The 1,566-nt window shown below is 63.8% G+C and carries 2 protein-coding genes; one reads left to right on the forward strand and one right to left on the reverse strand.

Annotation, left to right across the window (positions count from 1 at the left end; translation table 11 throughout):
- Positions 1-336, reverse strand: a 336-nt coding sequence (locus Q8M88_RS04240; RefSeq protein ID WP_305595002.1) for a tripartite tricarboxylate transporter substrate binding protein, incomplete at its 3' end; no start/stop codon positions are given.
- Positions 337-497: 161 nt separating this feature from the next.
- On the opposite strand from Q8M88_RS04240, the gene Q8M88_RS04245 reads away from it, so the two are divergent.
- Positions 498-1,463 carry a LysR substrate-binding domain-containing protein gene (locus Q8M88_RS04245; RefSeq protein WP_305595003.1) on the forward strand — a complete coding sequence of 322 codons (966 nt, stop codon included), beginning with the start codon at positions 498-500 and terminating at the stop codon, positions 1,461-1,463.
- The last annotated feature ends 103 nt before the right edge of the window (positions 1,464-1,566 follow it).

Below are 1,566 nucleotides of genomic sequence, written 5' to 3' on the forward strand. Positions count from 1 at the left end.
GTTGTACGGCAGCTTGGAAAAAAACGAGGCATTGATCGCCAGCGTCACGAGGTTGCCGTAACCAACGGTGTAGCCGTCGGGCGCCGCCGCGGCCAGGGCCTGCGAGCCGATGATGCCACCCGCGCTGGGGCGGTTGTCCACCACCATGGGTTGGCCCAGCTGACGGGCCATGGCGTCGGCGATCGGGCGTATGGCCACGTCCACGCCAGATCCTGCAGCGTAGGGAACAATGAACCGTATTGGCTTGTCAGGCCATTGGGCAAGGGCGGAACCCGCCGCCGCGCACAACGTCAGGGCGACGGTAGCGCGCATCCACTTCGAAAAATGTCGGATCATATGTATCTCCATCGGCATGGGAACCTGTAATTAACTGCCCTCGGTGGACAGTGAAATCAGTCTATGCAGAGACATGGCGCCACATAAGGCGATTGTTTTTTGCGGCGTTAACCTGGGGTTGTCGTTGCCGCCGCCGGCTCACAGCTGATAACCTTGTGGCCATGAAAGACCACCAGCTAAAGGCGTGGCTGCAACTGGTTGAGTCCGGCAGCATCCGGGGCGCCTCGCGCGACCTCCGCATCAGCCCCGCGGCCATCACCAAGGCGGTGCGGGAACTCGAGGCTGACGTCGATGCTCAGCTAGTGGTGCGCAGTTCGCGCGGCATCGTGTTCACCGAGAGCGGGCGTCAGTTGACGGTGCGGGCACGGCTGGCACAAGCCCAGCTGGATCTGGCGCGACAGGACATCCGCATGCTGCAGGGTGATGGCCGCGCCCATGTGTCTGTGTCGGTGACGCCCATGGTGTTCTTGGGTGTGTTGCCCGACGTGGTGACCGCCTTTCGCAAGGCACTACCTCAGGGCCGCCTGACGCTGTTCGATGGCCTAGTGCCTCAGGCCCTGCCGATGCTGCGTGAAGGCAGCGTGGACTTCGCCATCGCCGGCGCGATCGCGACCGACCTTGAAATGGACATCGACTTCGAGCCCCTGGACACGATGGAGATGGCCGTGTTGTGCCGCCGCGGACACCCCTTGCGTGAGGCCACCACATGGAGCGAGGTGGTGGACGCCGAATGGCTGATGCACATCGCACCCGGCAGCCAGCACGCCCGCTGGCTGGACCAGCTCAAAGGGCAAGGACTGCGCCCGCCCGAGCGGGTAATCGAGGTGCACTCCTTCGGCACTAGCTCGGCCTTGCTGACGCGCAGCGATGCGCTGCTGGTCGCGCCGGCCGAACTGCTGCGCTCCGCGCCTTACCGCGACATGATCGAACGCGTGCCGCTGGCGCTTGCATTGCCGCCGCTGGCGCTGGGCTTGCTCACGCCGCGCGGTCTGCCTCTGTCTATGGCGGCCGAGCGCATGGCGGAGCTGTTTCGAAAGTTCGTGGCCTTGGAAAAAAGACAGAGAGTACGCCGGGCCACAGAAGCGCAAGACGCTCCTCCTCCATGCAAATATGACCGGCTGCCGTGAAGGAGAGTGATCCAAACCGTGGGAGGCCACCCGGATGAAGAGTTCGCGTGACGGCTGGTCGAAAGCGGAAGGCTGCAGGTCAAACTGGTGAGCCAAGGAATGG

The organism is Phenylobacterium sp., from assembly GCF_030693805.1.
In the GTDB taxonomy this organism is placed as follows: domain Bacteria; phylum Pseudomonadota; class Alphaproteobacteria; order Caulobacterales; family Caulobacteraceae; genus Phenylobacterium.